This is a genomic window from Pseudomonas sp. USHLN015 (assembly GCF_037153275.1).
Classification (GTDB): domain Bacteria; phylum Pseudomonadota; class Gammaproteobacteria; order Pseudomonadales; family Pseudomonadaceae; genus Metapseudomonas; species Metapseudomonas tohonis.
In genome coordinates this window covers 186,996-213,026 of the sequence record NZ_JBBCKP010000003.1, presented here as the reverse complement: position 1 = coordinate 213,026, position 26,031 = coordinate 186,996, and the positions used below count along the sequence as shown (strand labels likewise).

General features: G+C 67.1%; 25 protein-coding genes. 15 read left to right on the top strand and 10 right to left on the bottom strand.

What is annotated here, in order from left to right:
• Nucleotides 1-7: 7 nt before the first annotated feature.
• Both WFQ67_RS07180 and WFQ67_RS07175 read right to left on the bottom strand, forming a co-directional pair.
• Nucleotides 8-643: a TetR/AcrR family transcriptional regulator gene (locus WFQ67_RS07180; protein WP_213628371.1), complete on the bottom strand. Its 636-nt coding sequence runs from the start codon at nt 641-643 to the stop codon at nt 8-10.
• A 106-nt stretch (nt 644-749) separates the two neighbouring features.
• Nucleotides 750-3,143, bottom strand: coding sequence for a hybrid sensor histidine kinase/response regulator (locus WFQ67_RS07175; protein WP_337056484.1), 2,394 nt, complete (start codon nt 3,141-3,143; stop codon nt 750-752).
• 299 nt (nt 3,144-3,442) lie between these two features.
• On the opposite strand from WFQ67_RS07175, the gene WFQ67_RS07170 reads away from it, so the two are divergent.
• The 4 genes from WFQ67_RS07170 (at nt 3,443) to WFQ67_RS07155 (ending at nt 6,919) form a co-directional block, all read left to right on the top strand.
• Entirely contained in the window at nt 3,443-4,240 is a 798-nt protein-coding gene (locus WFQ67_RS07170; RefSeq protein WP_213628370.1) for a hydroxymethylpyrimidine/phosphomethylpyrimidine kinase, read from the top strand.
• Nucleotides 4,237-4,866: a thiamine phosphate synthase gene (gene thiE, locus WFQ67_RS07165; RefSeq protein ID WP_213628369.1), complete on the top strand. Its 630-nt coding sequence runs from the start codon at nt 4,237-4,239 to the stop codon at nt 4,864-4,866. The genes WFQ67_RS07170 and thiE overlap by 4 nt, the downstream gene beginning before the upstream one ends.
• A gap of 38 nt (nt 4,867-4,904) precedes the next feature.
• Nucleotides 4,905-6,194, top strand: a complete 1,290-nt coding sequence (hemL, locus tag WFQ67_RS07160) for a glutamate-1-semialdehyde 2,1-aminomutase (protein WP_111261493.1) — start codon at nt 4,905-4,907, stop codon at nt 6,192-6,194.
• A gap of 176 nt (nt 6,195-6,370) precedes the next feature.
• Nucleotides 6,371-6,919: a tetratricopeptide repeat protein gene (locus WFQ67_RS07155; RefSeq protein ID WP_111261494.1), complete on the top strand. Its 549-nt coding sequence runs from the start codon at nt 6,371-6,373 to the stop codon at nt 6,917-6,919.
• A gap of 201 nt (nt 6,920-7,120) precedes the next feature.
• On the opposite strand, the gene WFQ67_RS07150 is transcribed toward WFQ67_RS07155, so the two are convergent.
• Nucleotides 7,121-7,450 carry a DUF1820 family protein gene (locus WFQ67_RS07150; RefSeq protein WP_111261495.1) on the bottom strand — a complete coding sequence of 110 codons (330 nt, stop codon included), beginning with the start codon at nt 7,448-7,450 and terminating at the stop codon, nt 7,121-7,123.
• Nucleotides 7,451-7,578: 128 nt separating this feature from the next.
• On the opposite strand from WFQ67_RS07150, the gene miaB reads away from it, so the two are divergent.
• From miaB to lnt, 5 genes are all read left to right on the top strand, one after another.
• A complete protein-coding gene (gene miaB / locus WFQ67_RS07145) occupies nt 7,579-8,919 on the top strand; it encodes a tRNA (N6-isopentenyl adenosine(37)-C2)-methylthiotransferase MiaB (protein ID WP_213628368.1) in 1,341 nt (446 codons plus the stop codon).
• Nucleotides 8,920-9,009: 90 nt separating this feature from the next.
• Entirely contained in the window at nt 9,010-10,032 is a 1,023-nt protein-coding gene (locus tag WFQ67_RS07140) for a PhoH family protein (protein WP_337056483.1), read from the top strand.
• Entirely contained in the window at nt 10,025-10,483 is a 459-nt protein-coding gene (gene ybeY, locus WFQ67_RS07135; protein ID WP_337056482.1) for an rRNA maturation RNase YbeY, read from the top strand. The genes WFQ67_RS07140 and ybeY overlap by 8 nt, the downstream gene beginning before the upstream one ends.
• A gap of 22 nt (nt 10,484-10,505) precedes the next feature.
• A complete protein-coding gene (locus tag WFQ67_RS07130; RefSeq protein WP_173178490.1) occupies nt 10,506-11,345 on the top strand; it encodes an HlyC/CorC family transporter in 840 nt (279 codons plus the stop codon).
• A gap of 102 nt (nt 11,346-11,447) precedes the next feature.
• Nucleotides 11,448-12,968: an apolipoprotein N-acyltransferase gene (gene lnt, locus WFQ67_RS07125; RefSeq protein WP_337056481.1), complete on the top strand. Its 1,521-nt coding sequence runs from the start codon at nt 11,448-11,450 to the stop codon at nt 12,966-12,968.
• A 56-nt stretch (nt 12,969-13,024) separates the two neighbouring features.
• Here the strand turns inward: lnt and WFQ67_RS07120 are convergent, their stop codons facing one another.
• A complete protein-coding gene (locus WFQ67_RS07120; protein ID WP_213628364.1) occupies nt 13,025-13,786 on the bottom strand; it encodes a YdcF family protein in 762 nt (253 codons plus the stop codon).
• A gap of 28 nt (nt 13,787-13,814) precedes the next feature.
• Nucleotides 13,815-14,258 carry a hypothetical protein gene (locus tag WFQ67_RS07115; RefSeq protein ID WP_337056480.1) on the bottom strand — a complete coding sequence of 148 codons (444 nt, stop codon included), beginning with the start codon at nt 14,256-14,258 and terminating at the stop codon, nt 13,815-13,817.
• Nucleotides 14,259-14,499: 241 nt separating this feature from the next.
• Between WFQ67_RS07115 and leuS the strand changes: the two genes are divergently transcribed.
• The 6 genes from leuS (at nt 14,500) to lipA (ending at nt 21,690) form a co-directional block, all read left to right on the top strand.
• Nucleotides 14,500-17,121, top strand: a complete 2,622-nt coding sequence (gene leuS / locus WFQ67_RS07110; RefSeq protein WP_337056479.1) for a leucine--tRNA ligase — start codon at nt 14,500-14,502, stop codon at nt 17,119-17,121.
• Nucleotides 17,122-17,181: 60 nt separating this feature from the next.
• Nucleotides 17,182-17,787, top strand: a complete 606-nt coding sequence (locus tag WFQ67_RS07105) for an LPS-assembly lipoprotein LptE (protein WP_337056478.1) — start codon at nt 17,182-17,184, stop codon at nt 17,785-17,787.
• Between the two features lie 44 nt (nt 17,788-17,831).
• A complete protein-coding gene (gene holA, locus WFQ67_RS07100) occupies nt 17,832-18,869 on the top strand; it encodes a DNA polymerase III subunit delta (protein ID WP_337056477.1) in 1,038 nt (345 codons plus the stop codon).
• A 75-nt stretch (nt 18,870-18,944) separates the two neighbouring features.
• Nucleotides 18,945-19,097, top strand: coding sequence for an alternative ribosome rescue factor ArfA (gene arfA, locus WFQ67_RS07095; protein ID WP_044410741.1), 153 nt, complete (start codon nt 18,945-18,947; stop codon nt 19,095-19,097).
• Between the two features lie 56 nt (nt 19,098-19,153).
• Entirely contained in the window at nt 19,154-20,455 is a 1,302-nt protein-coding gene (locus WFQ67_RS07090; RefSeq protein WP_337056476.1) for a lytic murein transglycosylase, read from the top strand.
• Nucleotides 20,456-20,637: 182 nt separating this feature from the next.
• Nucleotides 20,638-21,690 (top strand): lipoyl synthase, encoded by a 1,053-nt coding sequence (lipA, locus tag WFQ67_RS07085; protein ID WP_111261507.1) that lies wholly within the window; start codon nt 20,638-20,640, stop codon nt 21,688-21,690.
• 101 nt (nt 21,691-21,791) lie between these two features.
• Here the strand turns inward: lipA and lipB are convergent, their stop codons facing one another.
• From lipB to mltB, 5 genes are all read right to left on the bottom strand, one after another.
• Complete coding sequence (lipB, locus tag WFQ67_RS07080; protein WP_213628358.1) at nt 21,792-22,412, bottom strand: lipoyl(octanoyl) transferase LipB; 621 nt, start codon at nt 22,410-22,412, stop codon at nt 21,792-21,794.
• Nucleotides 22,412-22,693, bottom strand: a complete 282-nt coding sequence (locus tag WFQ67_RS07075; RefSeq protein ID WP_111261509.1) for a DUF493 domain-containing protein — start codon at nt 22,691-22,693, stop codon at nt 22,412-22,414. Before WFQ67_RS07075 ends, lipB begins: the two co-directional genes overlap by 1 nt.
• Before the next feature lie 94 nt (nt 22,694-22,787).
• Complete coding sequence (locus WFQ67_RS07070; protein WP_173178480.1) at nt 22,788-23,951, bottom strand: D-alanyl-D-alanine carboxypeptidase family protein; 1,164 nt, start codon at nt 23,949-23,951, stop codon at nt 22,788-22,790.
• 58 nt (nt 23,952-24,009) lie between these two features.
• Nucleotides 24,010-25,005, bottom strand: coding sequence for a septal ring lytic transglycosylase RlpA family protein (locus tag WFQ67_RS07065; protein ID WP_371921689.1), 996 nt, complete (start codon nt 25,003-25,005; stop codon nt 24,010-24,012).
• 12 nt (nt 25,006-25,017) lie between these two features.
• Entirely contained in the window at nt 25,018-26,022 is a 1,005-nt protein-coding gene (mltB, locus tag WFQ67_RS07060; protein WP_213628357.1) for a lytic murein transglycosylase B, read from the bottom strand.
• Between the last annotated feature and the right edge of the window lie 9 nt (nt 26,023-26,031).

Sequence of the window (26,031 nt, the reverse complement as noted above, 5' to 3'; positions counted from 1 at the left end):
GATTCTCCTAGGCAGGGGTGGCGGCGCCCACGGCGCGCAGGCAGAAGAAGACGAGGTTGCGGCTGACCAGGTCGAGGTCGGCCTGGGACTGCCCGGGCTCACGGGCGGCTCGGGCGGGCGGTGACAGCGGGCCGACCAGAGCTTCGGCGATGGCGCCCACCAGGCAGGCGGCGGTAAGGGGCGTGGACAGGAGGTCGAACTCGCCGCTGGCACGGCCCTCCTCCAGCAGCTCGATGAAGAGCTCGGCATAGGACTCGCGGTAGAGCAGGCGCTGCTCGTCCACTTCCTGGTCGACCGGCTCGGCGATCAGGGCGAAGGCCAGGCGCCGGCTGTTCCAGGCCCGCGCGGCGAACTGGCGGAGGCCCTCGGCGAGGCGCCAGGTGGCGGTACCGGGGCCACGCAGCAGCTGGGCCAGGGTGTCCACCTCGATCTGGCTGGCGAGGGAAAAGACTTCGGCGGCCAGGTCGCCCTTGTTGCGGAAATGCCGGTACAGGCTGCCGGTGGCGACCCCGGCGTCCTCGGCAAGGGCCTGCATGGTCAGGGCGGCGAAGCCGCCTTCGACGACGCGCGCCAGGGCGCAATCGAGAATGCGCCGGCGCAGTTCCTGATCACGGTCGATACGGGTGGCGGTGACTCGGTACATGGTCTGAATCCTGATTCATCTCTTCCCAGTGAATCAGGATTCAGTTTTTGCAGGAAGCGGGATTAGCGCCGAGAAAAAGGGGAAAAACGCCGCAATCGGGTGGGCATCAGGCGTTGGTTTCCACCGGACGGCAGAGCAACCAGTCATGCAGCAGGGTGCGCAGCTCTTCGAATTTCACCGGCTTGGCCAGGTAGTCGCTCATCCCCGCCGCGAGGCAGCGCTCGCGGTCACCGGTGTGGCTGTGGGCGGTGATCGCCAGCACCGGCAGGTCGGCGCAGGTGGGCATGCCGCGCAGGGCCCGGCAGGTGGCGAAGCCGTCCATCACGGGCATCTGGCAGTCCATCAGCACGCCGTCCACGGATTCGCGCCGCAGCAGCTCCAGCGCCTCGGCGCCGTTGTCGGCAGTGCGTACGCGGTAGCCGAGCTTGAGCAGCATGCCGCGGGTCACCAGCTGGTTGATGGCGTTGTCCTCCACCACCAGCACGGTGCATTGCTCGGGCCGTCGCTGGGCCTGGCCGGCAGCACGACGCGGCGGCGCCACCTGCAATGGCGGCTGGGCCGGCCGGGTCAGTTGCACGTCCAGGCGGAAGCAGCTGCCCTGGCCTGGCTCGGATTCATGGGAAAGGTCGCCGCCCAGCAGCTCGACCAGTTGCCGGGCGAGAGCCAGGCCGATGCCCAGGCCGCCATATTCGCGGGTCATCGAGCCATCGATCTGGCGGAAGCGACGGTAGAGGGAGCCGTCGGCGGGGGTCTGGAAGCCGATGCCGGTGTCTTCCACCTCGATGCGCAACGCCAGGTCGTCGCCGCTGGCGTTCTCGCGCTCTACACGCAATGTCACGCCGCCCTGGTGGGTGAACTTGATGGCGTTGTCCAGCAGGTAGCCGAGCGCCTGGGCGAGCTTGCCGGCGTCGCCTTCGAGCATGTCGGGCAGGCTCTCGTCCAGTTCCAGGGCGAAGCTCAGGCCCTTTTCCTCGGCACGCGGGGCGAACTGGGCGCGCAGGCTGTCGAACAGGCCGCGCAGGCTGAAGGTCTCGCGGCGGGGGTAGAGCTTGCCGGCCTGGAGCTCGGTCATGGCGAGGATGTCGTTGACCAGGCGCATCATGTCCCGCGCCGAGCTGGCGGCGGTCTTCTGGTACTGCTCCAGCTCGACGTCGAGCTTGACCGTCTGCATCAGCTCCAGGGAACCGATCACGCCGTTCATGGGGGTGCGCAGTTCGTGGGTCACGGTGGCGAGGAATTCGTCCTTGAGGCGGTTGCTGTTGGCCAGCTCCTGGTTGAGCGCCTCCAGCTTGCGACCGGCTTCCTGGAGGATGCGCGTGCGCTCCTCCTTCATGGCGTTGATGCGGTCGGCCAGGGCCAGGGACAGCAGCCCGACCTCCAGCGCGGAGCCGATCTGGCTGGCGTACATGGTGAGGAAGATGTTGGGCAGGTAGCCCAGCACCATCAGGGTGTTGATGGCGCCACCGATGAGGAAGGTGGTCCAGGCGAAGATGAAGTAGCGCGCCACGCGCATGCCGCGCAGCCAGGCGAGGACACCGGCGGTGAAGATGACCACGGTGAAGATCAGCGCCAGCGAGGTGGCCAGGCGCAGGGCGACGCCGTAGCTGGCCGCCAGCGACAGGACCATCACCAGGCCGCCCATGGCCATCAGGCCGAGCAGGGTCCGGTCCATCCACGGGCTGTGCTCGGCGGTGTGCAGGAAGCTGCGGGCGAACTGGCAGCCGAACAGCGCCGCAGAGCCGATCAGGAAGGGGGTCGCGGCGTTAGCCCACCAGGGGCTGTCGGGCCAGAAGAACTCGATGCCGGCCCCGTTCACCGAGATCTGGTAGAGCCCGAACGAGGCGATATAGAGGATGTAGTAGAGGTAGCTGGTGTCGCGGACGCTGAGGAAGATGAACAGGTTGTAGATCAGCATCACCAGCAACACGCCGTAGATGATACCGAGGACGTAGATGCGCCCGGGCTGCTCTTCCAGGTAGGCCTGCGGCGACCACAGGGCCAGCGGCGCCTGGATCGAGCCCTGGCTCTGCAGCCTCAGGTAGAGGCGCTGGGGCTGGTTGGGCTGCAGGTTGAGGCTGAACAGGTAATTGTTCTGCTTGATCTCGCGGCTGGCGAAGGGCAGCGCATCACCGGTGCGCTGGGCCAGGCGATAGCCACCCTGCCCGTCGGGCAGGTAGAGCTCGAGGTGGTCCAGTGGCGGATAGGCCAGCTCCAGCAGCCAGGGCTGCTGGCCGCCCAGTGAGCGCGGGCGATAGTCCAGGTCGACCCGCAGCCAGAACACCGAGCGCGAATAGCCGGCATTGAGCACGGGCTTGTCATGGCGACGGAAGCTGTCTTCCAGGGCAGGCGAGGTGATATCGGCCAGGCTGGCGTCGCCGCGCACGTCCTCGAACACGTCCATGTGCCGGCCGAGAGGCAGTTGGCGGGTGTGCTCGTCGAATTCGACCGCCAGCACGGACGTGGAAAACAGGAGGAGGAAGAGAAGGAAGACGCGCCGCATGAGGCCCCGCAAAGGCCTGTCGCGCGCGTCGGGAAGTCCCTTCTTCCCGGGATGACGCGCCACGCGGGGCCTGGTTGTTCGAATTCGCTCACTCTAGCACAGCCGAAGGCCTGACGAAGAGGCACTCTGCCATCTCGAACGAACCGCTCTAGAACGGCCATTACAGGCAAACCATGAGACCGACGGAACGGCACTTGGGCAGGCTCCGTCGGGGCAAGGGGCCACCGAGGCGATTTGTCCGACAATGCGCGGCGCCCGGGCCGGCTCCGGCAGCGGGAAAAGTGATAAGCTCGCGCACCATGAAAAAGCCCATCTCCCGCCCCATCGTCCTCTGTCTTTCCGGCCACGACCCCAGTGGCGGCGCCGGTCTCCAGGCGGACATCGAAGCCCTGATCGCCCAAGGTTGCCACGCGGCTCCCGCCGTGACCGCCCTTACCGTGCAGGACACCGTCAACGTCTCCGACTTCCGCGTGCTCGATCGCGAATGGGTATTGGCCCAGGCCCACGCCGTGATCGCCGACCTGCCCATATCGGCCGTCAAGCTGGGCATGCTCGGCTCGGTGGAGATGGTCGAGACCGTGCTGGAGATCATGCAGGCCCTGCCGGGCGTGCCGCTGGTCTGCGACCCGGTGCTGCGCGCCGGCGGCGGCGGAGCCCTGGGCAAGGACGAGGTCGGCTTCGCCCTGCGCGAGCGCCTGCTGCCCGTCGCCACCCTGGCCACCCCGAACCTGCCGGAGGCGCGCATCCTCGCCGAGCTGCCCGAAGGCAGCGCCGACCAGTGCGCCGAGAAGCTGCTGCCGTTCGTCCAGCACCTGCTGATCACCGGCGGCCACGGCGACGAGACCGAAGTGCACAACCGCCTCTACTCACGCGACGGCGCCCAGCACACCTTCACCTGCCAGCGCCTGCCGGGCAGCTACCACGGCTCCGGCTGCACCCTGGCCAGCACCCTGGCCGGTCGCCTGGCTCTGGGCCAGGACCTGGTCAGCGCGGTGGAAACGGCCCTCGACTACACCTGGCGCACCCTGCGTGACGCCGAGCAACCCGGTCACGGCCAGTTCGTGCCGCGTCGCCTGCCCCTGGATTTCTGCTCATGAAACTGCGCGGCCTCTACGCCATCACCGACAGCGCCCTGCTCGCCGAGGGTCGCCTGCTTCCCTATGTCGAGGCGGCGCTGAAAGGCGGCGCGCGACTGCTGCAATACCGCGACAAATCCGCCGACGAAGCCCGTCGCCTGCGTGAGGCCGAAGCCCTGCGCGAACTCTGCGCACGCCACGGCGCGCAGTTGATCATCAACGACGACGCCGAGCTGGCCGCACGCCTGAGCGTCGGCGTGCACCTGGGCCAGACCGACGGCTCCCTCGCCGCCGCACGCGCCCTGCTCGGCCGCAACGCCATCATCGGCGGCACCTGCCACGCCAGCCTCGAGCTCGCCGCAGCCGCCAGCGGCGAAGGCGCCAGCTACATCGCCTTCGGCCGCTTCTTCAACTCCCACACCAAGCCCGGCGCGCCTGCCGCCACGCCCGATCTGCTGGAGGAAGCCAAGCGCCGCTTCAACCTGCCGCTGGTCGCCATCGGCGGCGTGACCCAGGACAACGCCCCGGGGCTGATCGCCCGTGGTGCCGACCTGGTCGCCGTGATCCACGCCCTGTTCGCTGCCGACAGCCCCGCCGAAGTCGAGCGCCGCGCGCGCGCCTTCAGCGCGCTGTTCAACCCGGCCTGAGCCCCGTACGTACACCCGTTTTCCAGAGAGAGCCCGACATGTCCCGTTCCGAAACCCTGTTCGCCAACGCCCAGAAACACATCCCCGGCGGCGTCAACTCGCCGGTCCGCGCCTTCCGGAGCGTCGGCGGCACACCGCTGTTCTTCAAGCACGCGGAAGGCGCCTACGTGACGGACGAGGACGACAAGCGCTATGTGGACTACGTCGGCTCCTGGGGCCCGATGATCCTCGGCCACGGCCACCCGGACGTGCTCGACGCCGTGCGTCGCCAGCTGCAGCACGGCCTCTCCTACGGCGCACCGACCGCCATGGAAACCGAGATGGCCGACCTGGTCTGCTCCCTGGTGCCGTCCATGGAGATGGTGCGCATGGTCAGCTCCGGTACCGAGGCCACCATGAGCGCCATCCGCCTGGCCCGTGGCTATACCGGGCGTGATGCGATCATCAAGTTCGAAGGCTGCTACCACGGCCACTCCGACAGCCTGCTGGTCAAGGCCGGCTCCGGCCTGCTGACCCAGGGCGTACCGAGCTCGGCCGGCGTGCCGGCGGACTTCGCCAAGCACACCCTGACGCTGCCCTTCAACGACATCGGCGCGGTCGAGAAGATGCTCGCCGAAGCTGGCGCCGACGTGGCCTGCATCATCGTCGAGCCGGTCGCCGGCAACATGAACTGCGTACCGCCCGCCCCCGGTTTCCTCGAAGGCCTGCGCCGCCTCTGCGACCAGCACGGCGTGGTGCTGATCTTCGACGAGGTGATGACCGGCTTCCGCGTCGCCCTCGGCGGCGCCCAGGCCCACTACGGCGTGACGCCGGACCTCTCCACCTTCGGCAAGATCGTCGGCGGCGGCATGCCGGTGGGCTGCTTCGGCGGCAAGCGCGAGATCATGTCGCAGATCGCCCCGCTGGGCCCGGTCTACCAGGCCGGCACCCTGTCGGGTAACCCGTTGGCCATGGCCGCCGGCCTGACCACCCTGAAGCTGATCAGCCGTCCCGGCTTCCACGCCGAGCTGAGCGACTACACCAGCCGCATGCTCGACGGCCTGCAGCAACGCGCCGATGCCGCCGGCATCCCCTTCGTCACCACCCAGGCGGGCGGCATGTTCGGCCTGTACTTCAGCGGTGCCGACGACATCGTCACCTTCGACGACGTGATGGCCAGCGACGCCGAACGCTTCAAGCGCTTCTTCCACCTGATGTTGCAGGGCGGCGTGTACCTGGCGCCCAGCGCCTTCGAAGCGGGCTTCACCTCGATCGCCCACGGTAACGCCGAACTGGCCATCACCCTGGACGCCGCCGAGCGCGCCTTCGCCGAACTGAAAAAGGCCTGACCGCCTTTACGCGGCCGTTACATCCGGGAGCCCGGCCCAGGGGTGGGCGCCCGGATGCAAGGAAATCCGCGCAAAGACTTTGTAAGAAGCGCCTTGCTTATTTCATAATGTGACGGTCGGCGCGTTTCGCCGGCCGGGCCCGTCGCCCGCACTGCTTTTCGAGGCGTTGTGATTTCATGAACCGCACCGGCCGCATCCTGACCCTGGGCAGCCTGTTGCTCCTCTCCCCGCTGCTGGCCGAAGCCGGCGGTAACTCCCTGCTGATCCCGGCCACCGGGCGCTGCAGCCTGAATACGCAACCCGAAGACCAGCAGGAAGCCCTCTCCAACTGCCAGCAGGCCGCCAAGGCCGGCGACACCGAGGCGCAGTACGAGCTGGGCGAATTCTATTACGACGGCAAGCGCACCCCCCGCGACCTGCACCAGGCGCTGAACTGGTTCGAGCAGGCCTCCCTGAAAGGCAACGCCCAGGCGCAGTTCCGTCTCGGCAACATGTTCTTCCGTGGCGAAGGCGTACCGGCCAGCAATGTGCAGGCCTATATCGTGCTGAAGATGGCTGCGGTGAACGGCTCGGACGAAGCGATGGACACCGCCGACATGGTCTCCGGCCAGATGCGGGCCGACGAGCTGGAGATCGCCACCCAAGTGCTGGGCCAGATCTTCCGCAACTACCTGATCGAACTGCAGACCGCCGACGGCGGCTCGCCTTTCGCGCCGTTGCCTTAGGGGCAGCTGGAAGCTGGAAGAGCCTGGGGGGGTCGATGATGGTCGTCAACTCCAGGCTTCCTTGTTTTCGCAACCTGGACGTAGGGTGGACCACGCTTTACCGGTCCACCATTCGGAGTCACGCCGAACACCGCTCCGCATGGGTTTCGCTACGCTCTACCCATCCTACACACGACACTTCCAACTTCAGACCTCAGGCTTTCAGCTGCTCTTATCCGGCATCGGCATGGGAAACGGCATGACGTTGCCGGTGACCTTGGCTTCGCTGATCTTCGGCGTGCCAAGGCGCTCGACTTCGTCGATGCGGATGATCGCGTGCATGGGCACGAAGCTGCGTACCACGCCTTCGAACTGGGCCTTGAGCTTTTCTTCGCTGGGGTCGACCACCACCTGGGTGCGCTCGCCGAAGACGAATTCCTCCACCTCCAGGAACCCCCACAGATCGCTCTGGTAGATCTGCTTGGCGTACATCTCGTACACCTGGCCCTGGTTGAGGAAGATCACCTTGTAGATGGGTTCGCGCTTGGTCATGGAGGGGGCGGCAGGAGGGGGAAGTTCGAGGGGCGCGAAGCATAGCACGGCTCCGGACGGTCAACGCTAGGAAGCCGGGGCCCTGCCGACTATAATGCGCGGTTCTTCGAACCACCCGACGAACGTGCATGGCCAAGAAGCTTTACATCGAGACCCACGGTTGCCAGATGAACGAGTACGACTCCTCGCGCATGGTCGACCTGCTGGGCGAACACCAGGCGCTGGAAGTGACCGAGCGCGCCGAAGACGCCGATGTCATCCTGCTCAACACCTGCTCCATCCGCGAGAAGGCGCAGGACAAGGTGTTCTCGCAGCTCGGCCGCTGGCGTGACCTGAAGCAGCAGAATCCGCACCTGGTGATCGGTGTCGGCGGCTGCGTCGCCAGCCAGGAAGGCGCGGCCATCCGTGATCGCGCGCCCTACGTCGACGTGGTCTTCGGCCCGCAGACCCTGCACCGCCTGCCGGAGATGATCGACGCCGCACGCAGCACCCGCACGCCCCAGGTGGACATCAGCTTCCCCGAGATCGAGAAGTTCGACCGCCTGCCGGAACCGCGCGTGGATGGCTCCAGCGCCTTCGTCTCGGTGATGGAAGGCTGCAGCAAGTACTGCACCTTCTGCGTCGTGCCCTATACCCGGGGCGAGGAAGTCAGCCGCCCCTTCGACGACGTGCTGGCCGAGGTCATCCACCTCGCCGACAACGGCGTGCGCGAGGTCACGCTGCTCGGCCAGAACGTCAACGGCTACCGCGGCACCACCCATGACGGGCGCATCGCCGATTTCGCCGAGCTGATCCGCGTGGTCGCCGCCGTCGACGGTATCGAGCGCATCCGCTACACCACTTCGCACCCGCTGGAGTTCTCCGACGCGCTGATCCAGGCCCACGCCGAGGTGCCGGAACTGGTCAAGTTCGTCCACCTGCCGGTACAGGCGGGCTCCGACCGCATCCTCGCGGCGATGAAGCGCAACCACACCGCACTCGAGTACAAATCCCGCATCCGCAAGCTCAAGGCCGCGGTGCCGGACATCTGCATCAGCTCCGACTTCATCGTCGGCTTCCCCGGCGAGACCGAGAAGGACTTCGAAGCGACGATGAAACTGGTGGAAGACGTCGGCTTCGACTTCTCCTTCTCCTTCATCTACAGCTCGCGCCCCGGCACACCGGCCGCCGACCTGGTGGACGACACGCCGGACGAAGTGAAGAAGCAGCGTCTGCAGATCCTCCAGGGGCGCATCCACCAGCAGGGCTTCGAGATCAGCCGACGGATGGTCGGCAGCACCCAGCGCATCCTGGTGAGCGACTTCTCCAAGAAGGACCCGGGCATGCTCCAGGGCCGCACCGAGAACAATCGCATCGTCAACTTCCGCAGCGCCAACCCGCGCCTGATCGGCCAGTTCGTCGACGTCCATATCGACGACGCCCTGCCCCACTCGCTGCGCGGCACCCTGATCGAAGGGACCCTGCACTGAATTCCAAGGTGCCCGAGCTTTCACAGTCGGGCACCTGGGTTTATTCTTCCTTTCCTATCCCTGCCGTTCGGCGGCCACATACAGACGACATTGAACGCACCCCTGGATTTGCACCGTTTCACCCTGGACCCCTTTGAAGCCCGTCGCTTCGCCAACCTGTGCGGCCAATTCGACGAGCACCTGCGGCTGATCGAACAGCGCATGGCCATCGAGATACGCAACCGTGGCAACCAGTTCGAACTGGTCGGCGAGCCGCAGCGTACCCAGGCCACGGAAAACCTCCTGCGCCGTCTCTACCGCGAAACCGAAGCCACCGAGCTGTCACCGGACATGGTCCACCTGTTCCTCCAGGAAACCGGCATGGAGCAGCTGGCCACCCCCGCCAAGGCCGACACCGGTGTCGCCCTGCGCACGCGCAAGGGCATGATCCGCCCCCGTGGCGCCAACCAGCAGCGCTACGTGAAGTCGATCCTCGACCACGACATCAACTTCGGCATCGGCCCGGCCGGCACCGGCAAGACCTACCTCGCCGTCGCCTGCGCCGTGGATGCGCTGGAGCGCGAGCAAGTGCGCCGCATCCTGCTGGTGCGCCCGGCGGTCGAGGCGGGCGAGAAGCTCGGCTTCCTGCCCGGCGACCTGTCGCAGAAGATCGACCCCTACCTGCGCCCGCTCTACGACGCCCTGTACGAGATGCTCGGCTTCGAGCAGGTGGCCAAGCTGATCGAAAAGCAGGTGATCGAAGTGGCTCCGCTGGCCTACATGCGCGGCCGCACCCTTAACAACAGCTTCATCATTCTCGACGAGAGTCAGAACACCACCCTCGAGCAGATGAAGATGTTCCTCACCCGCATCGGTTTCGGCTCCACGGCCGTGATCACCGGCGACATCACCCAGGTCGACCTGCCGCGCGGCACCCGCTCCGGCCTGACCCACGTGATCGACGTGCTGCGGGATGTGCCGGGCATCGCCTTCACCAACTTCAAGTCCCAGGACGTGGTGCGCCACCCGCTGGTGCAGCGCATCGTCGAAGCCTACGACCGCTACGACAATCGCAACCAGCCCAAGCCCAAGCCTGCCGACAACGACCCGGGTGCGATCGACGCCGATGCTTGAACTCGACCTGCAACTGGCCAGCGAAGCCCCCGCGCTTCCCGCTGAAGCCGACTTCCGCCGCTGGTGCGAACTGGCCCTGCGCCAGCGCAGCGCCGACTCGGAGCTGACCATCCGCCTGGTGGACGAGCCCGAGGGCCGCGAACTGAACCACACCTGGCGAAACAAGGACTACGCCACCAACGTGCTGTCCTTCCCCGCCGACGTACCCGACGAGTTGCTGGACATCCCGCTGCTCGGCGACCTGGTGATCTGCGCCCCCGTGGTGGCACGTGAAGCCGCCGAGCAGGGCAAGTCGCCTGAAGCCCACTGGGCGCACCTGGTCATCCACGGCTGTCTGCATCTCCTCGGCTACGACCACATCGAGGACGAGGAAGCCGAGGAAATGGAAGCACTGGAACGGGATTTGCTGGCTGAACTGGGCCACCCCGACCCCTATCGCGATGACGAATGAGAAAGGCACCGAGCAAGGACATATGAGCGAAGATCGATCGAGCAACGGGCACAGGTCCTGGCTGGAAAAGCTGACCCAGGCCTTTGCCCATGAGCCGAAGAACCGCCAGGAGCTGCTGGAGCTCCTGCGCGAAGCGCACCAGAACAAGCTGCTGGACAGCGAAGCCCTGTCGATCGTCGAAGGTGCGATCCAGGTCGCCGACCTTCAGGTACGCGACATCATGGTGCCGCGCTCGCAGATGATCAGCATCAAGGCCAACCAGAGCCCCAAGGAATTCCTCCCGGCGATCATCGACGCCGCGCACTCGCGCTATCCGGTGATCGGCGAAGGCCTGGACGACGTGATGGGCATCCTCCTGGCCAAGGACCTGCTGCCGCTGATCCTCCAGGACCCGGAGCGCCCCTTCAACATCAAGGACATGCTGCGCCCGGCGACCTTCGTCCCCGAGTCCAAGCGCCTCAACGTCCTGCTCAAGGAGTTCCGCGCCAACCACAACCACATGGCCGTGGTCATCGACGAATACGGCGGCGTGGCGGGCCTCGTGACCATCGAGGACGTGCTGGAGCAGATCGTCGGCGACATCGAGGACGAGCACGACGTCGAGGAAGACAGCTACATCAAGCCGCTGCCCAGCGGTGACTTCATCGTCAAGGCGCTGACCCCGGTTGACGCCTTCAACGAGTTCTTCGAGACCGATTTCTCCGAAGACGAGTTCGACACCGTCGGCGGCCTGGTGATGGGCGCCTTCGGCCACCTGCCCAAGCGCAACGAGATCACCGAGATCGGGGGCTTCCGCTTCCGCGTGCTCAACGCCGACAGCCGTCGCCTGCACCTGCTGCGCCTCACCCCGCTGTCCCGCTGATGCGCCACCACGCCCGCCGCTTCCCGGCGCGGGCGTGGCCCGGCTAGACTGCGCCGCGACGAACTCCCGGGCGCCCCGCGCCACCAAGCCCAAGGACTGTGCATGAACTGGATCACCCGCCCCGGCTGGCCGGGCAACCTGCTGGCCCTGGCGGCCGGCGCGCTCACCCCGCTGGCCCTCGCGCCCTTCGATATCTGGCCCATCTCGCTGCTGTCCCTGGCACTGTTCTACCTGGGCCTGCGCGACCTCGCGCCCAAGGCGGCCTTCGTCCGCGGCTGGTGCTACGGCTTCGGCCTGTTCATCGCCGGCACCAGTTGGATCTACGTCAGCATCCACGACTACGGCGCCGCCTCGGTGCCGCTGGCAGCCTTCCTCACCGGCGGCTTCAGCGCCGGCGTGGCCCTGTTCTTCGCCCTGCCCGCCATCGTCTGGGCGCGCTGGTTCCGCCGCAGCGAAGCGCCCCTGGCCGACGCCCTGGCCTTCTCCGCCCTGTGGCTGGCCCAGGAAGCCTTCCGCGGCTGGTTCCTCACCGGCTTCCCCTGGCTCTACGCCGGCTACAGCCAGCTCGACGCGCCCCTGGCCGGGCTCGCCCCGGTGGGCGGCATGTGGCTGGTGTCCTTCGTCCTGGCGCTGACCGCCGCCTTGCTGGTCAACCTCGTGCGCCTGCGCGCACGCCCGGCCTTCCTCGCCGCCGGGGTGGTGCTGCTGGTCGGTCCCTGGATCGCCGGCCAGGCCCTGAAGGGCCACGCCTGGACCAGGCCCGCCGGTGAACCGCTGAAGGTCGCGGCCCTGCAGGGCAACGTCGAACAGAACATGAAATGGGACCCGGCCCAGCTCAACGCCCAGCTTGCGCTGTACCGCGACATGACCTTCAGCGCCGAGCAGGCCGACCTGATCATCTGGCCGGAAACCGCCGTGCCGGTGCTCAAGGAATACGCCGAGGGCTACCTGTCGGTGATGAACCGCTTCGCCCTCGAACGCAAGGCCACCCTGATCACCGGGGTGCCGATCCGCCAGGCCAACGAGCGCGGCGAGAAGCGCTACTACAACGGCATCACCGTGATCGGCGAAGGCGAAGGCACCTACCTCAAGCAGAAGCTGGTGCCCTTCGGCGAATACGTGCCCCTGCAGGACGTGCTGCGCGGCCTGATCGCCTTCTTCGACCTGCCCATGTCCGACTTCGCACGCGGCCCGACCGACCAGGAGCCGCTGCTGGCCAAGGGTTACCGCATCGCGCCGTTCATCTGCTACGAGGTGGTCTACCCCGAGTTCGCCGCAGGGCTCTCCGCCAACAGCGAGCTGCTGCTGACCGTGAGCAACGACACCTGGTTCGGCACCTCCATCGGCCCGCTGCAGCACCTGCAGATGGCACAGATGCGCGCGCTGGAAGCCGGCCGCTGGATGATCCGCGCCACCAACAACGGCGTCACCGCGCTGATCGACCCCTTCGGCCAGATCACCGAACGCATCCCGCAGTTCGAGAAAGCCACCCTCTACGGTGAAGTGGTGCCGATGCAGGAGCTAACGCCCTACCTCAAATGGCGCGCCTGGCCGCTGGTCATTCTTTGCGGCCTGCTGTTCGGCTGGGCCCTGCTGGCCAGCCGCATCGCCAAGACGGTGTGACCCGGCAGATCATGGCGGCTGCGTAGCCCGGGCTTCGGCCCGGGAACGACGCCACTTCAGCGATAGGCCAGCGGATAGGCGAGCAGCCCGATCCATTCGTTGAACAGCATGCCGTTCTTCCACACTGCCGGCGCCTCGGGCAGCCAGCCGCCGAACGGGTCGCCGGGGGGAACCCCATAGGCGCCCATGGGCGCCGGCACCACCTCCAGGCCGACTTTCTCGAAGCACCAGCGCGCCCGCTGCATGTGGAAGGCCTGGGTCACCAATACCACCTTGTCGATTCCCTCGGCCTTGAGGATGCGCGCACTCTCCACGGCGTTCTCCCAGGTTGTGCGGCTGCTGCCTTCCTGCCAGCGCACCGGCACCGAGAGCTCCGACTCCAGGGTCCGCGCCATGATCGCCGCCTCGCTGGGCGGGGTGCCGTAATGCAGCCCGCCGGAGGTCAGCACCGGCAGGCCGCTGGCCCTGGCCAGGCGCGCCGCATAGCGCACACGCTCGGTGGCCAGCAGGCTGGGCTGGTCCTCGCCCCAGGCGGGATCGCCGCGCATGCGCCCCGCGCCGAGCACGACGATGGCCTGGGCACGGGCGGGCAGGTCCTTGAGCTCGCTCTCGGCCAGGGGCTTTTCGGTCTCCAGCGCGCGTGCCGACCATTGCACCACCACCGGCAGGCTCATCGCCCACAGGCCACCGAAACCAAGCACGAAGCAGCACAGCGCCAGGCGCGGGCTACGGCGGCGCAGCCACCAGCCGGCCAGCAGGAGCAGCAGCAGGCCACCCGGCGGCAGCAGCAGTTGCTTGAAGAAATAGCGAATGGGCATTCGAGCACCTCCAGAAGGTGCGCGAAGCCTAACGGGGATTACCGGTACGGAAAAGCTGCGAGCCGCAGGCCGGGCAGGCCTGCACACCCTGGCCACGCTGCCAGCTGGCGGCTGCCCCGCAAAGGGCGCAGACCAGTTGCTGGCGACGCTTGAACAGGGGCTTGGCTACGCGAACAGGCGCGGCCGGGGGCTTGGCGGCGGAGCGGGTGAGCTTGGGCCTGGCCGGTTGCTGCTCGATCAGCGCGAGCTCTTCGGCCGCCGCGTGCCAGCCGCGCAGCCAGTGCAGGTCGTTGTCGAGGTAGGCGCGGATCAGCTCGAGCTCGGCGGGGCTGAGCCCCTTCAGCTCCAGCTCGCGGGGGTCTTCGTCACGCAGGCGGATGGCGGTGTCGGCTTCGTCCAGCGCGAGCGCCAGGCGATGCAGCAGCCGCTCGTAGAGCCCGCTCGCCGATTCCGCTCGCCGCATCTCGCCCATCCAACGACACCTCGTTACCGCATCCGACTTTTGCAAAGCTAATGAATAGCTTAGCGCCAGGCGTCGAACCTACAGGGTGCCGCGACAAACGGTGGGCCGGGGCCTGGCGGCGGTCAATCAGGGTTTCCCTCAGCCAAGGGGGGTCATGTATGCTACGGCGCTTGAATTTCCTTTTCAGATCAGGCCTACCGGTCCCCGGACAGCGACCCTTCTGAATGCCCATTTCTCAGCGCAAGTAGCCATGCACGAAAACTACCAGCCCCGCGAAATCGAAGCCGCCGCGCAATCCCACTGGGATTCGCAGAAATCCTTTGTAGTCAGCGAACAGCCCGGCAAGGACACCTTCTATTGCCTGTCGATGTTCCCCTACCCGAGCGGCAAGCTGCACATGGGGCACGTGCGCAACTACACCATCGGCGACGTGATCGCCCGCTACCAGCGCATGCAGGGCAAGAACGTGCTGCAGCCCATGGGCTGGGACGCCTTCGGCATGCCGGCGGAAAACGCCGCCATGAAGAACAACGTCGCCCCCGCCAAGTGGACCTACGAGAACATCGCCTACATGAAGTCCCAGCTGAAAAGCCTGGGCCTGGCGATCGACTGGTCCCGCGAGGTCACCACCTGCAAGCCGGATTACTACCGCTGGGAACAGTGGCTGTTCACCCGCCTGTTCGAGAAGGGCGTGATCTACCGCAAGAACGGCACCGTGAACTGGGACCCGGTGGACCAGACCGTGCTGGCCAACGAGCAGGTCATCGACGGCCGTGGCTGGCGTTCGGGCGCGCTGATCGAGAAGCGCGAAATCCCGATGTACTACTTCAAGATCACCGCCTACGCCGATGAGCTGCTCTCCAGCCTCGACGAACTGCCGGGCTGGCCCGAGCAGGTCAAGACCATGCAGCGCAACTGGATCGGCAAGTCCCGCGGCATGGAAGTCAGCTTCCCCTACGACCAGGCCAGCATCGGCCAGGCCGGGGCGATGAAGGTCTTCACCACCCGTCCGGACACCCTGATGGGCGCCACCTACGTGGCCGTGGCCGCCGAGCACCCGCTGGCCGCGATCGCCCTGCAGAAGCTGCCGGCCGACAAGGCCGCCGAACTGCAAGCCTTCATCGACGAGTGCAAGCGCGGTGGCGTCGCCGAAGCCGACATCGCCACCCAGGAAAAGAAGGGCCTGCCGACGCCGCTGCTCGTCGATCACCCGCTGACCGGCGAGAAGCTGCCGGTTTGGGTCGCCAACTACGTCCTGATGAACTACGGCGAAGGCGCCGTGATGGCCGTGCCCGCCCATGACGAGCGCGACTTCGAGTTCGCCGCCAAGTACGGCCTGCCGGTCAAGCCGGTGGTGCGCACCAGCGCCGGCGACGAAACCCCCGCGCCCTGGCAGCCCGCCTATGGCGAGCATGGCCAGTTGATCAACTCCGGCGAATTCGACGGCCTGGATTTCCCCGGTGCCTTCGACGCCATCGAAGTGGCCCTGCAGAAGAAATCCCTCGGCCAGGCCCGCACCCAGTTCCGCCTGCGCGACTGGGGCATCAGCCGCCAGCGCTACTGGGGCTGCCCGATCCCGATCATCCACTGCCCGAGCTGCGGCGACGTACCGGTCCCCGAGGACCAGTTGCCCGTCGTCCTGCCGGAGGACGTGGTGCCGGACGGCGCCGGTTCGCCGCTGGCCAAGATGCCCGAGTTCTACGAATGCAGCTGCCCGAAATGCGGCGCTGCGGCCAAGCGCGAAACCGACACCATGGACACCTTCGTGGAGAGCTCCTGGTACTTCGCCCGCTACGCCTCGCCCACCTACGACAAGGGCATGGTCGACCCCGCCGCCGCCAACCACTGGCTGCCGGTGGACCAATACATCGGCGGCATCGAACACGCCATCCTGCACCTGCTCTACGCGCGCTTCTTCCACAAGCTGATGCGTGACGAAGGCCTGGTCAGCTCCGACGAGCCGTTCAAGAACCTGCTGACCCAGGGCATGGTGGTCGCCGAGACCTACTACCGCACCACCGCCAACGGCGGCAAGGACTGGTTCAACCCGGCCGATGTCGAGGTCGAGCGCGACGCCAAGGCCAAGGTCATCGGGGCGCGCCTGAAGAGCGACGGCCAGCCGGTGGAAATCGGCGGCACCGAGAAGATGTCCAAGTCGAAGAACAACGGCGTGGACCCGCAGGCCATGATCGACGCCTACGGTGCCGACACCTGCCGCCTGTTCATGATGTTCGCCTCGCCGCCGGACATGAGCCTGGAGTGGTCCGACTCCGGCGTCGAAGGGGCCAGCCGCTTCCTGCGCCGCGTCTGGCGCCTGGGCCAGGCCCACGTCAACGCCGGCCTGCCGGGCAGCCTGGACAAGGCCGGCCTGAACGACGCCCAGAAAGAGGTGCGCCGCGCCATCCACCTGGCCATCAAGCAGGCCAGCCAGGATGTCGGCCAGCACCACAAGTTCAACACCGCCATCGCCGCCGTGATGACCCTGATGAACGTGCTCGAGAAAGCCGCCCAGGACACCGACCAGGACCGTGCCCTGCTGCAGGAAGGCCTGGAGACCGTGGCCCTGCTGCTGGCCCCCATCACCCCGCACATCAGCCACGAGCTGTGGCGCGAGCTGGGCCATGCCGACCCGGTGATCGACGCCAGCTGGCCCAAGGTCGATGCCGACGCCTTGGTGCAGGACAGCCTGCAACTGGTGGTGCAGGTCAACGGCAAGCTGCGCGGTCACATCGACGTACCGGCCGACGCCAGCCGCGAAGCCGTCGAGGCCACCGCGCGGGAGAACGAGAACGTGCTGCGCTTCACCGAAGGCCTGACCATCCGCAAGGTCATCGTGGTGCCCGGCAAGCTGGTCAACATCGTCGCCAACTGATTGAGCCCGGGGCCGCGTGTGGAGCGCGGCACCGGTACGTTCGCCAAGGGGAAAACAGAAATGAAGAAACGGAATCTACTGGTCGTGGGTCTGGCCGTGATGCTCAGTGCCTGCGGCTTTCAACTGCGCGGCACCGGCGACACCCGGTTCGCCCTGAAGGAAATCGACGTCACCGGCCGCAACAGCTACGGCGAGACCGTCAAGCAGGTCCGCGAACTGCTGGAGAACAGCGACGTCAACGTCCACGCCGGCGCGCCCTACACCCTGGTCCTCACCCGCGAGAAGGAAGACCAGCGCACCGCCACCTACACCGGCTCCGCGCGCAGCGCCGAGTACGAGCTGAACGTCACCCTCGACTACGAGATCCGTGGCAACAAGGACCTGCTGCTGCTCAGCGACCGCATGGACATCCAGCGCTACTACACCCACGACAGCAACAACCTGATCGGCTCCGACCAGGAGTCCGGCCAACTGCGCGAGGAAATGCGCCGCGAGCTGGTTCAGCAACTGGCCATGCGCCTGCAACTGATCACGCCCGAGCGCCTGGATCAGCTGCAGGCCGAAGCCGAAGCCAAGGCAAAGGCCGAAGCCGACGCCCTGGAAGCCGAGCGTCGCGCCGAAGAAGCCAAGCCGCAGCAATCCCCGCTGCAACTGCCCGTCCAGTAAGGTGCACGGGGCCGCTATTGCGGCCCCGGTCATTTCCCCTGCCCATGAAGCTCAACGCCGCCCAACTCAGCAAGCACCTGCAAGGCACCCTCGCCCCTGTCTACATCGTCAGCGGCGACGAGCCGCTGCTGTGCCAGGAAGCCTGCGATGCCATCCGCACGGCCTGCCGCGAGCGCGACTTCAACGAACGCCAGGTCTTCAACGTCGAGGCCAGCTTCGACTGGGGGCAGCTGCATGAAGCCGGTGCCAGCCTCTCGCTGTTCGCCGACAAGCGCCTGATCGAATTGCGCATTCCCAACGGCAAGCCCGGGGACAAGGGCGCCGCCGCGCTGCTCGAATACCTTTCGCGGCCGCCGGAAGACACCCTGCTGCTGGTAAGCCTGCCCAAGCTGGACGGCAGCACCCAGAAAACCAAATGGGCCAAGGCCCTGATCGACGGTCCCAACGCCCAGTTCCTGCAGATCTGGCCAGTGGACGCCCACCAGCTGCCGCAATGGATACGCCAGCGCCTGGCCCAGGCCGGTCTCGCCGCCAACCAGGAGGCGGTCGACCTGATCGCCGCCCGCGTCGAAGGCAACCTGCTGGCCGCCGCCCAGGAGATCGAGAAGCTCAAGCTGCTCGCCGAAGGCGGCCAGATCGACGCCGCCACCGTGCAGGCCGCAGTGGCCGACAGCGCCCGCTTCGACGTCTTCGGCCTGATCGACGCCGCGCTCAACGGCGAGGCCGCGCATACCCTGCGCACCCTCGAAGGCCTGCGCGGCGAAGGCGTGGAAACCCCCGTGATCCTCTGGGCGCTGGCCCGCGAACTGCGCCAGCTGGCCGGCATCGCCCAGCAGTACGCCCAGGGCGTGCCGCTGGAGAAAGCCTTCGCCTCCGCCCGCCCGCCGGTGTGGGACAAGCGCCGCCCCCTGGTCAGCCGTGCCCTGCAACGTCATCCCGCCTCGCGCTGGAACCAACTGCTCAGCGATGCCCAGCGCATCGATGCACAGATAAAGGGCCAGGCCGCCGGCGATCCGTGGATCGGCCTCGCACACCTCGCGCTCAGCCTCGCCGGCCAGCGCCTGCCCATCCCCGCCGCCTGACACTGGACATCGCCCGCACGCGGGAGCAAGATGCGCGCGCCTGCAACCCCGCAGGCGCCCAGTGGAGAGTCGGCCATGGCCAAGCAACGCAAGAAACCCAACAAGGCGAAGAGCATCGTCGCCCAGCCCCTGTTCCGCAGCCGCCAGGAACAGCCACTGAAAGGCAAAGGCAGCTACCGCCGCGAAGCCTCCCGTAACTGGGAGGCTTCTTCGCTTCTGGCCGCCTGAAAAGAGTCATCCGTGTTAAGGTCGCGGCTTGTTTTTGCAGCTGTCGAGACCGCCCCATGCTCCTCGCCCCCGTACCCGGCCTGATCCTCCGCAGCCTGGCAGTGGCCACCACCCTCGCAGTCCTCAGCGCCTGCGCCGACACCCCGAACACCTCCGCTCCCCTGGCCAGCGCCCCGGCGCAACCCGCCGCCCAAGCCTCCCCTGCCCAGCCGCCGGTCGCACCCGAAGTGCTGCCCGAGGAGACCTTCGAGCAATGGCGTGCCCGCTTCCGCCAGGAAGCCCTGGCCGCCGGCATCCGCGCCACCATTTTCGACCAGGCCTTCCAGGGCGTCGAACCGGACCCTGCCGTGGTCACCGCCGACCAGAGCCAGCCCGAGTTCACCCGGCCGGTCTGGGAATACCTCGAAGGGGCCATGTCGCCGTACCGCGTGCGCAAGGGCCAGGTCCTGCTGGCGGAACACGCGCGGATACTCGACGCCATCGAGCAGCGCTACGCCGTTGACCGCCAGACCCTAGTGGCCGTCTGGGGCATGGAAAGCAGCTTCGGCCAGTTCATGGGCGACAAGTCGGTGATCCGCTCCCTCGCCACCCTGGCCTACGAAGGTCGCCGCCCGGCCTTCGCTCACGCCCAGCTGATCGCCGCCCTGGAGATCATCCAGCACGGCGACATCAAGCCCTCCGGCATGCGTGGCTCCTGGGCCGGCGCCATGGGCCAGACCCAGTTCATCCCCACCACCTACAACACCCATGCGGTGGACTTCGACGGCGACGGCCGCCGCGACATCTGGAACTCCACCGCCGACGCCCTGGCCTCCACTGCCCACTACCTGCAGGCCTCGGGCTGGAAGAAGGGCAAGCCATGGGGCGCCGAAGTGAAGCTGCCAGCCGGCTTCGACTACGCTCAGGCCGACACCGACACCCGCAAGACCGTGGCCGAGTGGCAGGCGCTGGGCGTGCGCGTACCGTTGCCCGCGCACCTGGCCCAGGAGCGCGGCTACCTGCTGCTGCCGGCCGGCTACCGCGGCCCGGCATTCCTGGTGCTGGACAACTTCCGCGCCATCCTCAAGTACAACAACTCGTCTTCCTACGCCCTGGCCATCGGCCTGCTGTCCCAGCGCTTCGACGGCCAGGGGCTGATCGCCGGCACCTGGCCCAAGGGCGACAAGCCCCTGAGCCGCACCGAGCGCATCGAACTGCAGGAAGCCCTGGCCAGCGGTGGCTACAACCCCGGTGCCGCCGACGGCATCATCGGTGCCAACACCCGCAAGGCCATCCGTGGCTACCAGCAGCAGCTCGGCTGGCCGGCCGACGGCTACCCCAACCAGCAGCTGCTCGAGCAATTGCGCAGCGCACGCTGAAGCGCCCCGCCTGAACGGAGCTACGGGTCGCCCGGCCACAGCCGGGGCCCCTCCGGACCGTACAGGCGGGCAGCTGACCATCCGGTCATTTCGCTCCAGCCGACACAGGCCGCTGTGTTACACTGCGCCACCCCTTTTTGCCCCCGTGGCAGCCAACTGAGCCTCTAGCGGAGCCAGTTCCGATGTCCGATTCAGCCCCGTCCAAACCCGTCGCCAGTGGCGAGAAGTTCCGTAATGCCCAGGGCATCACGGCGATCAAGGATGGCCAGAAGCGCCGCGCCTCGGCCGAACCCCAGGTATTCGAACCCAAGCCCAGCTGGTTGCGGGTGAAGGCTCCCGGCGGCAGCCGTTTCGAGGCGGTCAAGCGCAACGTCGGCGAGCACCGCCTGAGCACCGTGTGCCAGGAATCCCATTGCCCGAACATGGGCGAGTGCTGGTCCAACGGCACCGCCACCATCATGCTGATGGGCTCGGTGTGCACCCGCGCCTGCCGCTTCTGCGCCGTGGACACCGGCAACCCCAATGGCTGGCTGGACCAGGAAGAGCCGCAGAACACTGCCAAGTCCGTCGAGCTGATGGCGTTGCGCTACATCGTGCTGACCTCGGTGGACCGCGACGACCTCGACGACGGTGGCGCCAGCCACTACGCGGCCTGCGTGCGCGCCATCAAGGAACGTACCCCCAATGTGGTGGTGGAAGCCCTCACGCCCGACTTCGACGGTGACCTCCAGGCCATCGAGCGCGTGGTCGACTCGGGCCTCGAGGTGTTCGCGCAGAACGTCGAGACGGTCAAGCGCCTGACCCACGAGGTGCGCGACCCCCGCGCCGGCTACGAGAAGACCCTGAATGCCCTGGCGCACGCCAAGCGCCACCGCCCTTCCGTACTGACCAAGACCAGCCTGATGCTCGGCCTGGGCGAGACCGACGAGGAAGTCATCGAGGCCATGGACGACCTGCGCGCCATCGGCGTCGACATCCTGACCCTCGGCCAGTACCTGCAACCGACCCGCAACCACCTCAAGGTCCAGCGCTGGGTCAGCCCCGAGGAGTTCAACCGCTTCCGCGACATCGGCCTGGAGAAGGGCTTCATGGAAGTCGCCGCCGGCCCGCTGGTGCGCTCCAGCTACCGCGCCGACCGGGTGTTCGAGAAGAACAACCTGGGCCTCGCCGCGCCGGTACCGGTGCCGGGCCAGCCCCAGGACACGAGCCTCATCCCTGCCCTCAACCTGGGTTGAGCGACCACGGCAAGGCCGCCCCGGGAAACCGGGGCGGGTTGCGATGAAGGAAGACCAGGCTTATGAAAAAGGCGCCCACCGGGCGCCTTTTTCGTACCCGTCTAGCGCGGGTACAGCCGCTCGCGCAGGATCCGCTCCAGGCGCTGCGCCACCTCGTCGAGGGACGGCGCCGGTGCGACCAGTTCCTTGAGCTGCACCATCTTCAGGCCGGCGTAACCGCAGGGGTTGATGCGCTGGAAGGGCGACATGTCCATGTCCACGTTGAGCGCCAGGCCGTGGAAGGAACAGCCGCGGCTGACCCGCAGGCCCAGCGAGGCGATCTTGTCGCCCGCCACGTAGACCCCGGGCGCATCCGCCCTGGGCGCCGCCTCGATGCCGTAGCCGGCCAGCAGCTCGACCAGGCTCAGCTCCATGGTCGTCACCAGCTCGCGCACACCCAGGCCCAGGCGGCGCAGGTCGAGCATCAGGTAGCCCACCAGTTGGCCGGGACCGTGGTAGGTCACCTGGCCGCCACGATCAACCTGCACCACCGGGATATCGCCCGGTGCCAGCAGGTGCTCGGCCTTGCCGGCCTGCCCCTGGGTGAATACCCGGGGGTGCTGCAGCAGCCAGATTTCGTCGGGGGTGGTGTCGTCGCGCTCGGCGGTGAGCCGGCGCATCGCCTCCAGGGTCGGCAGGTATTCGGCCAACCCCAGGTGACGCACGATGAGCTCGGGCGCCACTAGAGCACCATGTGCACGCGGCCGGTAGCGCGCAGGTCGACGTGAATCGCCTGCAACTGGTCGACGCTGGTGGCGGTGATCAGTACCTGCACGGAGAGGAAGCGGCCGTTGCGGCTGTCGCGTGCCACCAGGGTGGTGACGTCGAGGTCCGGCGCATGGCGCTGAATGATCTCGACGACCAGGTCGGAGAAGCCCTCGCCGGCATCGCCGATCACCTTGATCGGGTAGCGCTCGCAGGGGAATTCGATTTTTGGGGCTTGTACGTCGGTTTCGTCGGTCATGGCGGCGGCGGACTCGTGGTCCGCGATGCGGACGCCCCGCCACCCGGGTGGGGTGCGGGGCGCCGGCTCAGTAGGTCGGTTGGTACGGCTCGGCTCAGTTGAACAGGCCGTAGAAGAACAGGCGGATGCTATCCCACAGGCGGCGGAAGAAGCCACCTTCTTCGACGGCCTCCAGGGCGACCAGGTCGGCGCTGTGCACCACCTTGTCGTCCAGCTTGACCTCGACCTTGCCGATCACGTCGCCCTGCTTGATGGGCGCGACCAGTTGCGGGGACAGGGTCATGGCGGCCTGCAGTTTCTGCAGCTGGCCCTTGGGCAGGGTCATGGTCAGATCGCTGGCCAGGCCAGCCTTCACTTCGCGCGAAGCGCCCTTCCAGACCTGGGCTTTGGCCAGCTCGGCGCCCTTCTGGTAGAAGGTCTTGGTCTCGAAGAAACGGAAACCGTAGGTCAGCAGCTTCTGGGTCTCGGCGGCACGGGCCTGCTCGCTGTTGGTGCCGAACACCACGGCGATCAGGCGCTGGTTGTCACGCACGGCGGAGGCCACCAGGCAGAAACCGGCTTCCTCGGTGTGGCCGGTCTTCAGGCCGTCCACGGTCTTGTCGCGCCACAGCAGCAGGTTGCGGTTGGGCTGCTTGATGTTGTTCCAGAAGAACTCCTTCTGCGAGTAGATGGCGTAGTGCGCCGGGTCCTCGTAGATGATCGCGCGGGCCAGGCGGGCCATGTCGTGCGCGGTGGAGTAGTGCTCCGGATTGGGCAGGCCGGTGGCGTTCATGAAGTGGCTGCCGGTCATGCCGAGCTTCTCGGCGGTGGTGTTCATCATGTCGGCGAAGGCGTCTTCGCTGCCGGCGATGTGCTCGGCCACGGCGACGCTGGCGTCGTTGCCGGACTGGATGATGATGCCGTGCAGCAGGTCGCTCAGGGACACCTGGGTGTTGACCTGGACGAACATGCGCGAACCGCCGGTGCGCCAGGCGTGCTCGCTGATGGTCACCGGGTCGTTCTCGCCGATCTGGCCCTTGCGGATCTCCAGGGTGGCGATGTACGCGGTCATCAGCTTGGTCAGGCTCGCGGGCGGCAGGCGCTCGTCACCGTTGTTCTCGACCAGGACCTGGCCACTGGCGGCATCCATCAGCACATAGGCCTTGGCAGCCAGTTGCGGCGGCGATGGGACGATCTGCTCGGCGGCCAGGGCGACCGGCGCGGCGATGAGCAGGGCTGCTGGCAGTAGAAGGCGTTTCGCAAAGCTGATGATGTTCATCCGTCTCTCTGAAGTTGCTAATGGTCTAACAGGCCCTCGCGGGCAAAGAACGAAGCCGTCAGTCCGGCTTCACCAGGGTCGGCTGGCCGAGGTTGGCCAGGCGAACGCTGTCCTGCAATTGCTGCGCTTCACCCTGCGTGTCGATCGGCCCCAGGCGCACCCGGTGCAGGATCTGCTGATTGCGCACGACCGAGCTGATGAATACCGGGGCACTCACCATCCCGCTCAGCTTGTCCTTGAGGAGCTCCGCAGCGTCCGGATTGGCGAAGGCGCCCACCTGGAGATACAGGCCAGATGCTCCGAGTGAACCGTTTTTTTTTGCGTCGATCTGCACGGGCAGCACGGCGGCCGCGTGCTGCGCGGGCGGCGGGGTGTACTGCTCGACCGGGGCGCTGGCGACCTGCACGGGCGCGGGCGCCGGCTGGGGCTTGGCCACCTGCTGCGGCTGCGCCAGCACCATCGGCACCGGACGGCCCTGGGCGGCCCACCACTCGTTGGGGTCGATGCCCTCGACCTTGACCCGCGCGGTGCCGGTCTCGGCATAGCCGAGCTTCTTCGCGGCGGCGAAGGACAGGTCGATGATGCGGTCGGAGTAGAACGGGCCACGGTCGTTCACGCGCAGGATCACCGTGCGGCCGTTGTCCAGGTTGGTCACCTTGACGTAGCTCGGCAGCGGCAGGGTCTTGTGCGCGGCGGTCATGCCATAGAGGTCGTAGGCCTCGCCGTTGGCGGTGGCCTGCCCATGGAACTTGGTGCCATACCAGGAAGCGGTGCCGGTGGCCTGGTAGCGGCGCGCATCGCTCATCGGGTAGTAGGTCTTGCCCAGCACCGTATAGGGGTTGGCCTTGATCGAGCCGTAGTGCGGCATCGGCACCGCGTCGGGGATCCGCGAGACGTCGACGTCCCACCAGGGCGCGCCGTCCTTGTGCGGACGCGAGTAGTCGCCAGGACCGGAGATCGGCCCGCCTTGTTGTACCGGCTGCGGGGAACGGCTGCTGGAGCAGCTGGCGAGCAGCAGCACCAAGGCACCGTAAGCTGCGAATCTGATCGGCATCTGCCGCATGTGTTAACGCCCGCCCCGCGCATTGACCAAGGATTCTGAAAGCTGATGCACCGCCATGGAATACATCACGCTGCGATTGTAGCGGGTGATCACGTAGAAGTTGGGCAGGCCCATCCAGTACTCCATGCCGTCCGCGCCATCCAGCCTGAAGGCCGTGACGGCGAGATCATCGCGCAAGGCATCCCCGCTTGCCCAGCCCAGGGCACGCAGTTCGCCGACATTCTTCACCGGGTCCAGGCCTTCGGTGAGGCCCTGCTCGGCATTCTCGCCACGCACCTGGGCGCGGCTGACCACCGGCTCGCCGGCCACCCAGCCATGGCGCTTGAAGTAGCTGGCCACGCTGCCGATGGCGTCCACCGGGTTGGTCCAGATATCGATGTGGCCGTCGCCGTCGAAGTCCACCGCATAGGCGCGGAAGCTGCTGGGCATGAACTGCGGCAGCCCCATGGCGCCGGCGTAGGAGCCCTTCAGAGTGAGCGGGTCGACCTGCTCCTCGCGCGCCAGCAGGAGGAACTCCTTCAACTGCTTGCGGAAGAATTCGGCACGCGGCGGGTAGTCGAAGCCCAGGGTCGACAGGGCATCGATCACCCGGTAGCTGCCGGTGTTGCCGCCATAGAAGGTCTCGACGCCGATGATCGCCACGATCACCTGGGCCGGCACGCCGTACTCCTTCTCGGCACGGGCCAGGGCGTCGGCGTGCTGGTTCCAGAAGGCCACGCCTTTCTGGATGCGCGCATCGGTGATGAAGATCGGGCGGTATTCCTTCCAAGGCTTGACCCGCTCGGCCGGCCGCGAAATCGCATCGAGGATCGCCTGCTTGCGCTCCACCTCGCGGAACAGGCTGACCAGTTGCTCCCCGGCGAAGCCATAGTCACGGGTCATCTCCGCAACGAACTCGGCGACCTGCGGGCTGCCTTCGTAGTCCCCCGCCAGGGCCGGCGCGGCGGCTCCCAGCACGCCGCCGAGACCCAGGGTCCCCCGCACCATCCAGCTGCGCAGTATTTTCAAATTATTCAC